This window comes from Paenarthrobacter sp. CM16, assembly GCF_013179505.1.
GTDB lineage: Bacteria > Actinomycetota > Actinomycetes > Actinomycetales > Micrococcaceae > Arthrobacter.
On sequence record NZ_JABMCX010000193.1, the window covers coordinates 1 to 9,135 of the forward strand.

Genomic DNA, 9,135 nt, shown 5'->3' on the forward strand with positions numbered 1-9,135 from the left:
CATCGAGAGCTCGACGTTGGTGGCGTCCGAGCTGGCCACGTCAGGCTCGGTCATACAGAAGGCCGAATTGATCTCGCCGGCCAAGAGCGGCTTGAGCCACTTGTTCTTGTGCTCCTCGGTGCCGAAGAGCTGGAAGACCTCCATGTTGCCGGTGTCGGGGGCGTTACAGTTGGTCGCCTCAGGGGCGAGCTTGGGGCTGCGTCCCATGATCTCGGCTAGCGGTGCGTAGTCGAGATTGCTGAGGCCTGGGGATCCCCATGCCTCGTCCTCGTGTGGGTGAAAGAGGTTCCACAGGCCGCGCTTGCGCGCCTCGGTCTTGAGCTCCTCCAAGATCGGGGGGTGGAAGTGCGGGTTGCCCGATTCTGCCATCTCTGCGTCGTAGATCGCCTCCGCGGGGTAGACATGCTCGTCCATGAAGGCGAGCAGTTTCTCCTGGTACTCACGGCTACGTTCTGAAAACTCGAAGTCCATCTCAGTTCCTCATCTCATCGTTGGTCAAATCGTGCGTCGCACGGCGCGGTCACGCCAGCGGGTCCTAATGTCTTGTCGGCAACGCGCTGCATCGTCATCGTCATATGTCCTGCCCGTGCCAGCCAGAGGGGAAGGTCGGGGCTTGCTTCGAGACGAAGGCGCGGACTGCCGCGGCGTGTTCGTCCGTCAGGCCCGTGGCCTTGTGCAAAGGCACCTCGGCGTACATCGAGGCAGTGAGATCCTCGTGGGGTGCCCGCAGGAGGTTCTGCTTCATCGCTTCGAGGGCATAAGAGGGGCCAGCGGCCAAACGGCTGGCAATCTCGCGGGTCCGCTGTTGGAGCTCGTCTTCTGGAACGAGCCAGTTGATCAGCCCAAGAGACAAGCACTCCTCGCCGCGGATCTTGGGATAGAGAAACATGAGCTCCCGCGCCTTAGCTGGCCCGACCAGCCGGTCCAGCAACCAAGCCGCGCCGAAATCGCCGCCCAACCCGACCGCACCGAAAGCGGTCGCGAATACCGTCCGCGGCGAACCGATTCGCAAGTCAGCCGCAAGCGCAAGTCCGATGCCTGCGCCGGCGGCTGCTCCTGTGATGGATGCAAGCACAGGCTTTCGGCACCGGTGGATACGGCCGACCGTCTCATCCTGGTCACGGCGCTGCATTTCGACGGCGGCCCGGTCGATCTCGGCGGCGCCAGCTCCCTCCCCGCCCTGCTCATGAAAAGATTGAATGTCACCTCCAGAGCAGAACGCGCCGCCCGCACCCGTGAGGATAATCGCTCCCACCTCGCGCAACGACTCCATCTCGTTCAAGGCGAGGATAAGGCCCCTGATCATTCCGCCCGACAGGGCGTTGCGGCGATCAGGGCGATTGAGTGTGATGGTGCCGACGCCATTCGTGATATCGGTCAGTACCTCAGCAACCACTGGGCATTCCTCGCACCAAATCAGCCACGAGAGAGAGGCCATCAGTCCGAAACTCTGCGATAACCCAAAGACCAAAACATGAACCTGAACTCATTCTCATTCTGGTACGTTACCATACTGTGAACCGTGCACGGGGTGGTTCTGGGAAATCCAGTTCCGACCTTCCAGAAGGGCTCGATGGTTCAATACACTTCGTCTTGTCGACGAAAGCACTCTATGAGCGACACAGGAGTCATTCCCAAGGAGTGCTGGTCGCAATCGCTCAAATCAAACCTCGGCGTGCTCAAGAGGTTCCGCGTGGCCGCGTCCGGTTCGGCCCCGGCAGCGAAGGCTGCTTTGTCCGCTCAAGCACTGCTGCCAAAGTGAGTCCGGCCGAAATCGAATGGACCGTGATGGCAGGCTGCGGCAAAAGCCCCCACGCAGCCCGAGGAAGCCGAATCCCCCCTGCCTGCGGCAGTGTGCCCGACCCTAAGCAGCAGGACGCAGATCTGGCGTGGTTGGGAAAACTACCGGCCTTGAGGGAACAATGACGTCCATTCAGGTTCAAGCCGACGCCTTCCTCAGCGGAGGCCATCCGATTGCTGTCAGTGGGCGGTGCAGGGCAGGCCATCCGATTGGTGTCAGTTGGGCGGCGCAGGGCGGGCCAGGACTACGTTTCTCAAACACGACGCATGACTCTATACACCCGACACCCAAGCAAAGCTCAGACGTCAGTCACGTGATCTGCGAAATGAATCGCGTCCGCTAGCCGCATGCACACGGAGCTATTCAAGCCAAGAGTGGACGGTCGCGAAGAAGACCATGCTGACACTGATGAGCTCGCTGCAGCTAGTAGGCACGGCCCCGCGCAAGAAGCGCCACAACCCCTACATAGGCGAACCTGGCGCAGTGGTACCCACGTGCTCAACGACAATTTAGTTACCGATGTGACCGAGTTCGGCCTCGGCGGTCGGAAGTTTGATACTTCAGTGGTCGACCCTCGTCGACCGGCAGATTATTTCCTACTTGCCGGGCTGTCGCCCAAGCCGAGACGCAGGGAGATGACGAGTCAGGTCTTCAGCCTCATCAGCCGTCACTTTTTTCGACGGCTTGAGGCATGGTGAGCTGGTGTTCGATGCGCAATGCGTTGCACCATAGGCGGGAGGCGGTGTAGACCAGCTGCTCGAAGTCGCCTCCATCCTTGAGTACGAAAGTGGCGAACGCCAATCTGCTGACCATGCCGGAGAGTACACGCGAGGCCATGACAGGATCGACGTCGGGATCAGCAAGCCCTCGATCCTGAAGGTCCTTAATGCCGCGGGCATTTCGTTCAACGAAGACCCAACCTCGAGCCCGCCGCAGCTCACGGACTTGGGGATCTATGCTTGAGACCTGCTCCAGCAATTGCATGAGTTTCGCGTTGCTACGGTAGCGCTCAAGGTAGGCACGATTGCTCGACTCGATGATTGCGGCAGGATCTTCAACGCCGTCGACGTGCTCCATCCCGGGGTGGAGCATCTCGTTCTTGGTCGCCTCCATGACCGCGGCGAAGATCTCACTCTTGTCCAGGAAGTAGGTGTAGAAAGTGCCGGTCGCACACTTGGCCTCGGCCGTAATGTCGGACAGTCGGGCATCGAGGTAGCCGTCGCGCTCGAAAATTACCCGCGCAGCGTCAACCAGCGCTTGGCGGGTGCGGATGCCTCGTTTCGACAGCGGTGATTTGCGAGCGGTGTCTTTTGTCACGAACGTCCTTCTCCTTCACCGGGCTGTCAGATGGCCTCGTCCACGTCCGCGAGGCAAGAATCCCGGGATTCTGGATAGTCTAGCGTCTTACAAGATCCGAAATCCTTGCGCCATCTTTGCGGGCGCAGTGATTAGGCATTGGCCGCCTCCCGCTGCAGTCGCCGCATTCCAGCGAGCCAACGGTCATAGTCCGCACCCTTTCGCCGGTAATACTCCAGTACCTCCGGATGTGGGAGTATCAGGAACTTCTCGTCCTGCATGGCCGCCAGCGTGATTGCGGCGACCTCCTCAGGCTCGAGCACACTGCCGGCCGTGGCCACGACCTTTGCGCCAAGCTGTGACACCTCATCATCACCATTGAGTGCGTCATGGTGGATGGCGGTATTGACGCCCATCGGACAGATGCAGCTCACCCGGACGCCTCGGTCGCCGTAGGTGACCGACAGCCATTCGCTGAATCCGACGGCTGCGTGCTTTGTGACGGAGTACGGCCCCGCAGCAATCTGCGTCAGCAGCCCGGCGGCCGAGGCCGTTGATACGAAGTAGCCGGATCCGCGTTCGATCCAGCCGGGCACCAGCAGGCGAGCCGCACGAATGTGCGCGAGGACATTGATATCGAGTGCGCGCTGCCACTGCTCGTCACTGTCGCCGATTCCAGCCTCCCCGCTTACCCCTGCGTTGGCGAAGAACAGGTCGACCGGGCCAAAGTTACCCTCGGCGGCCGCGATCATCTCCTCCAGGATCTCGACGCGAGAGGCATCCCCGGCCACAGCTACGCCCCCGACCGCGGCAGCAACTTCGCTGGTGCGCTCGAGATCTAGATCTGCGACCACTACATGAGCGCCCTGCCCAGCGAGCCCGGCAGCGAGTGCGGCACCAATACCACTACCCGCGCCGGTCACGATGGCGACCTTCCCAGAAACATTCATGCCCGGCTCCTGCTTGACTTGTTGACGATTACTGGCCCGGATTCCATGTCATGACTCCAAGCGACGATGAACATGAATTCGAATTCATATCGAGTCTAGCGCATTCCCTCCTTGTAGTCCCGAGACAACAAGCGATTCTGGAAAATTCACGTGATGCGCAGCGCATTGGCCCACAACCGGGTCAGGCAGGCGACCAGATCCTCCATGCCCCACGGGTCGCCCACGACAAAGGCCCCGTAGGCCATCCGGCTCACCATGGCCGACAACGCGGTCGCAGCAAGGAAGGCGTCCACCTCGGGGTCCGCGATCCCGCGCGCTTGCAGGTCCTTGATGCTCTGGGCGTTACGCTCCGCAAAAGCCCGCCCTCGGGCGCGACGCAGCACCCTCACCCCGTCGTCGACCGCACTGACCTGCTCCATCAGCCGCATGAGTTTCGCATTGCGTCGGTAGCCGGTCAGGTACGCCCGATTACTGGCTTCTATCACGGCGAGCGGAGCGTCACTGGGAATCATCCGCCTCACCTGCGGGTGAACCATCTCCTCCTGGACGGACTCGAGGACCGCCGCGAAGATCTCCTCCTTGCTGGTGAAGTACGTATAGAAGGAGCCGGCCGCCACTTTGGCCTCAGTTGTGATGTCGGCAAGCCGGGCATCAAGGTATCCGTCACGCTCAAAGACAGTGCGGGCAGCCGCAACCAGAGCTGCTCGCGTGCGCGCCCCGCGCGCGGTACGAGGTGATTCCTTTGCCGAACCGCCGTCGCGTCTCTGCGCTGATCCGAACGAGTCCATGACTGAAAGCTAACCTGAAACCGACGTCAATGTCTATTCGGTTCGTGAGACGGATGCAGCACCGGCCCGGTGGCAGGATCTGGCGAGGAGCTACTTATGCCCCTTTACTTAGAACCGCAGCGTGCAGAGATCACGGTGGTGCGGATACCTGGTCTGCCCCTACAGTGATTCTGCCCACGACAGCTCGGGGCAGGGCCACATACTTGCCTTCGGGAACCGCTCCAGCAGCGGATTGGCTCCGAGATTGTGGCCCGGGTGTCCGTGCACTCGATCGGATCGACGAGGTCCTGCGCCTTGGGTACTGCGGGTAGATCAGTAAAACTTCGGTCGGGCCGCTCATGACGGTCGGCTAGGATTTCGCTACACCCTGTCGGGCCACGGGTGGAAATATCGGGTCGCGACCGACGCATACCTTCTCGCGCATTGGCGGCGCGACCGGCGTCTCGCCTGAGTCCGCATCGAGCGAGTCTCAATATTCACAGACGTCCTGGAGGACCTGCCCACCAGCTTCTAAGCGGCCTCATCGCTTCGGGATTATCTGCATTGACATCCAATCGCATGAAGGTTTGACATTGTCATCTGCCAGTCCGAGGAAGACCACTGCCAACTATCCTGTCAGTGGACAATTACCTCGATGCCGAGCGTGTTCCTGTTGGCACGTAGACGCCGAAGCCTTCGACTGTCCATTCATCAAACCCCGACGCGCCGCGCCGGTTGGCATCGGTGCCGCGCTCAAAGAGCCAGACGCGGCCACGCTTTATGGGGCGACGCCCGCAGATACACGGTGTACCCAGCACTCAACGACTGACCATCATCCGAGCCGGACCGTGTCGCCCACTATTGGGACGCACGCACTCGTGTGGTCCGTCGTGGCGGCCCGTTCGCGTCGCTTCCGTACCAACGACTGGCAGGTTTGACCTATGTCGCGGCACTCGGCGCCTCGTACGCTGGTGTGACCGGCACCACTTTTTCAGGCACGGTGAACCTGCCGGCGTCCGCCGGGAAATACACTTGCCCTTCGACGACTATAAGAGCTCCGGCTCCCGCCGCAAGCGAGGCGCCCGTTCGTGACAGCGGGAAGCTTCCTGACTTGGACCGCAGGTACTGGCCCGAGCCGACCGACGCGAGAATTCCCTGGGAATACACGGCAGCAAGAGCAAAACACTGGGATACGAAAGGCAGCACCATGGGAAACCACGCAGACTGGACGGATTTGGCCGGCAGGCAGGTCCCGGCCCAGAAGGAAACCAACACCGCGGGGAACACACACGCGCCTTCCGCTCTAGACAACGGCACGGTGAACTATTCATGGTAGGGAACAGCACCCACCCAAACACGTCCGCCGAGGATTCAAGCCCCTACGGAAACGGCCCTTCCACAGCTGGTCGTCACGGGCTGGATGCGGCTACGAAGACCGTGGGGAGGATGCGCATCCATCATCTGCAGAAGGCAAAGGACAACGGTCAGCGATTCGCCATGCTCACGGCCTATGAGCAGTACAGTGCGGAGATCTTTGACCAAGCGGGCATTGAGGTGTTGCTCGTGGGCGATTCGGCGTCCAATAACGTGTTTGGAAACGAAACGAGCCTGCCAGTCACGGTGGATGAATTGCTTCCGCTGTGCCGCGCCGTTGCGCGTTCGGCACAGCGCGCCCTCGTGGTCGCCGACCTACCGTTTGGCAGTTACGAGGTCTCCGCTCAACAGGCAGTAGCCACAGGTATCCGGTTCCTGAAGGAGGGCCTTGCCCACGCGGTAAAGATCGAAGGCGGTAGGTTCTATGCAGAGACCATCAGGGCCATGGTCCAGGCCGGCATCCCGGTCATAGCACACATCGGGTTCACTCCGCAAAGCGAACACGTCCTTGGCGGCTTCCGGGTCCAGGGCCGGGGGAATGACGCCCAACGGCTGATCGAGGACGCGCTGGCCCTGGAGGAGGCTGGCGCCTTTTGTGTACTCATGGAAATGGTGCCTGCCGAGACAGCGGCAGCCGTCGATGCCGCAGTTTCCGTTCCGACGATCGGCATCGGTGCCGGGAATGCGACCACGGGGCAAGTTCTCGTGTGGTCGGACATGGCAGGCCTGCGCGGCGGGAAAATGGCCAAATTCGTAAAGCAATACGCGGACGTTCGGACCATACTCAGCAATGCGGCTAAAACCTATGGCGCTGAGGTCCGTTCAGGACAGTTCCCCGGCCCGGAGCACGCTTTCTAGTCGGTCCCCGGACCATTCTGGCTTCGGATTGGGACAGAGTGATCCATGCACTGGAAGGAAGGCACTGGCGTTGAGGCTTTAGGGCGTCCGCCCACCGCTTAGCCGAGCAGCAAATCGCCTCCCGCAACTACGCTGGCACCGGCGCTTTGCGCATCATTGGTCCACTGCATCCAGAGCGTCTGGTCGTTGTCGTAGGAGCTCCCTGGCCCCAAGCAATGTTTGGCCGGGACTCGTTACTGACCTCGTTATCGTGCTGCCCATCAATGCGCCGCCGGCGCTGGGAACGCTGCAGACTATGGCCGATCGGCGAGGCACAACGGAGGCCCTGCTGACGGAGGGACAGCCTGGGAGGACACTTTGCGAGGTGCGGCTCGGTGTCGGGCCGAGCCCACACGTCGGCCCGACACTGGAAGACTGAGTGGGTGCGGGGTCCGGTCGATGGTGCTGCGCGACCGCACCCCTACTGGAGCCTAATAGGGTCCCGGATCGGGTCAGGCGCATACGTTTCTGCCCCGCGAGATCATCTCCCGTCCCGTCTGAGTAAGTTGCTGTCACCGAACGACCGGATCTGGATCTGTTACGGGGACGTCAATGTCGTGGCCCTGCGCCCGCAGGTACACTACATGGCTCGCTGTTTCAGAGACTGCCAGGCGCAAGGAGAAGGCTTGGAGTGACTTCCAGCCGCGGGACCAGGTCAAGTGCTGGGCGATGTCCCATACGGTTGCGGGCCGGTGCGCCTCCAGCACTTGGAGGACCTCGACCGAGCGTTGGCGGTTGTGTTCCAGCAGCTGTGCCACCCGGCGCTGCATCCCGGTGAAACGGTACTCGTGCGCAGGGCAGACTTCCATCTCGTCCTCGAAGGCGATCAGCTTCAAGGACTCGTAGTAGTCCGCCAACGGGTTGGCCAGCCATGGCAGGTCCAGGGCTATATGCGGGGAGATGCGCGGCAGTACGTGGTCACCGCTGAATATCAGGCCGTGGGGCTCATCGACCAGACAGATATGCCCCGGTGAGTGCCCGGGAGTGTTGACCACTCGCAGGTCGAGCCCCTTGGCGGGCACCAGGGCGCCGTCGGTAAACCGCAGGTCCGGGTCCGCGAGGTTTTGCAGATGGATGAGGCTGCGGTGGTCCATGGACACCTCGGTCAGCCTGTTCGGTGGGACGCCCCACAACGTCAACTCCTCGCGGTGGGTGCGCAGGACAAGGTCGGGGTCGTCTGCATCGGTGAACCGGCGCACTTCCCGGTCCCCTAGGGCAACCCATGCCCCGGATGCCATCCGGAGGCGGGCGGCCATGCCCAGATGGTCCGAGTGGAAATGAGTGACGACGACTCCCGTCAGATCGGTGAGCCCGAGGCCGGCTTGCCGCAGGCCGGCGGTCAGATGGTCCAGGCCGGCGTCACTGTCCCAGCCCGGATCGATCAGGACCGCGTCGCCGTCGCCTAGGAGCAGGTAGCTGAGGGTGTAGCGCATAGGATTGCCAGGGAATGGGATGGGGATGGACCACACCTCCGTGCCGAGCTGTTCAACGGCCGGCAATACGTTGTTCTGCCATGCTTCCTTTTGGGCGTGGCCGGTGAGGGTTATTGGGGCTAGGCTTGGAGAGTTCACGTCGCATCGCCTGACCGGGCCGGAATCCGTTCGAAGGTTTTGGCTGCCTCTGCCTCTGCCTCTACCTCTAGCAGGGGAACAGGATCTGCGGTGTGACATCCAGAGCGCAGAGGAAGACTGGTCCAAACCTCAAAGCCAGCAGCGACGTGCATGAAGTCCCACCGAAGTACGGTCTCCGGAGCACTCCAAGAGCGGCCGCCGCCGAGCATCCCTTCATCAGTTACCCCCCGGCGACGCAACCGTCCATCCGGCCGTACCTCGAAAACCTTGCCAACAAGGGACTGCCACTGGTCCTTGCGGTGCATGTTGGTACAACCGGTATCTTGAAACCTCATGAGTGAAACCCTTCGTTCTGATTGTGTCAACGTGATCGGAGCCCACTAGGACGGCCCGAACGGTACCCACCAGCCGGACGCCCGGGGACGATGTTGCGAAGTTGCCCAGGCGTTCTTTGTCTGCGTTCTGGCGCTGTGAAACCA

Annotated in this window: 8 protein-coding genes; 2 read left to right on the forward strand and 6 right to left on the reverse strand. The window is 61.6% G+C overall.

Translation table 11 applies throughout. The features are described from left to right. A partial coding sequence (locus HP499_RS16185; protein ID WP_172325250.1) for an acyl-CoA dehydrogenase family protein occupies positions 1–471 on the reverse strand: 471 nt, incomplete at its 3' end. 100 nt (positions 472–571) lie between these two features. Further along, positions 572–1,396, reverse strand: coding sequence for an enoyl-CoA hydratase-related protein (locus HP499_RS16190; RefSeq protein WP_216660069.1), 825 nt, complete (start codon positions 1,394–1,396; stop codon positions 572–574). A 216-nt stretch (positions 1,397–1,612) separates the two neighbouring features. Here HP499_RS16190 and HP499_RS16195 point away from each other — a divergent pair, with 216 nt between their 5' ends. Further along, a complete protein-coding gene (locus HP499_RS16195; protein WP_172325252.1) occupies positions 1,613–1,762 on the forward strand; it encodes a hypothetical protein in 150 nt (49 codons plus the stop codon). A gap of 699 nt (positions 1,763–2,461) precedes the next feature. On the opposite strand, the gene HP499_RS16200 is transcribed toward HP499_RS16195, so the two are convergent. The 3 genes from HP499_RS16200 to HP499_RS16210 all read right to left on the reverse strand — a co-directional run bounded on the left by HP499_RS16200 (position 2,462) and on the right by HP499_RS16210 (position 4,835). After that, the gene (locus HP499_RS16200; protein ID WP_172325253.1) at positions 2,462–3,118 is read right to left on the reverse strand and encodes a TetR family transcriptional regulator; all 657 of its coding nucleotides are present in this window, start codon (positions 3,116–3,118) and stop codon (positions 2,462–2,464) included. A 131-nt stretch (positions 3,119–3,249) separates the two neighbouring features. Beyond that, on the reverse strand, positions 3,250–4,047 hold the full coding sequence (locus HP499_RS16205) for an SDR family oxidoreductase (protein ID WP_172325254.1): 798 nt from the start codon (positions 4,045–4,047) through the stop codon (positions 3,250–3,252). Between the two features lie 146 nt (positions 4,048–4,193). After that, positions 4,194–4,835: a TetR/AcrR family transcriptional regulator gene (locus HP499_RS16210; protein WP_172325255.1), complete on the reverse strand. Its 642-nt coding sequence runs from the start codon at positions 4,833–4,835 to the stop codon at positions 4,194–4,196. Between the two features lie 1,308 nt (positions 4,836–6,143). Between HP499_RS16210 and panB the strand changes: the two genes are divergently transcribed. Continuing rightward, complete coding sequence (gene panB / locus HP499_RS16215; protein ID WP_172325256.1) at positions 6,144–7,046, forward strand: 3-methyl-2-oxobutanoate hydroxymethyltransferase; 903 nt, start codon at positions 6,144–6,146, stop codon at positions 7,044–7,046. A gap of 551 nt (positions 7,047–7,597) precedes the next feature. Here the strand turns inward: panB and HP499_RS16220 are convergent. Further along, positions 7,598–8,656, reverse strand: coding sequence for an MBL fold metallo-hydrolase (locus HP499_RS16220; RefSeq protein ID WP_172325257.1), 1,059 nt, complete (start codon positions 8,654–8,656; stop codon positions 7,598–7,600). Between the last annotated feature and the right edge of the window lie 479 nt (positions 8,657–9,135).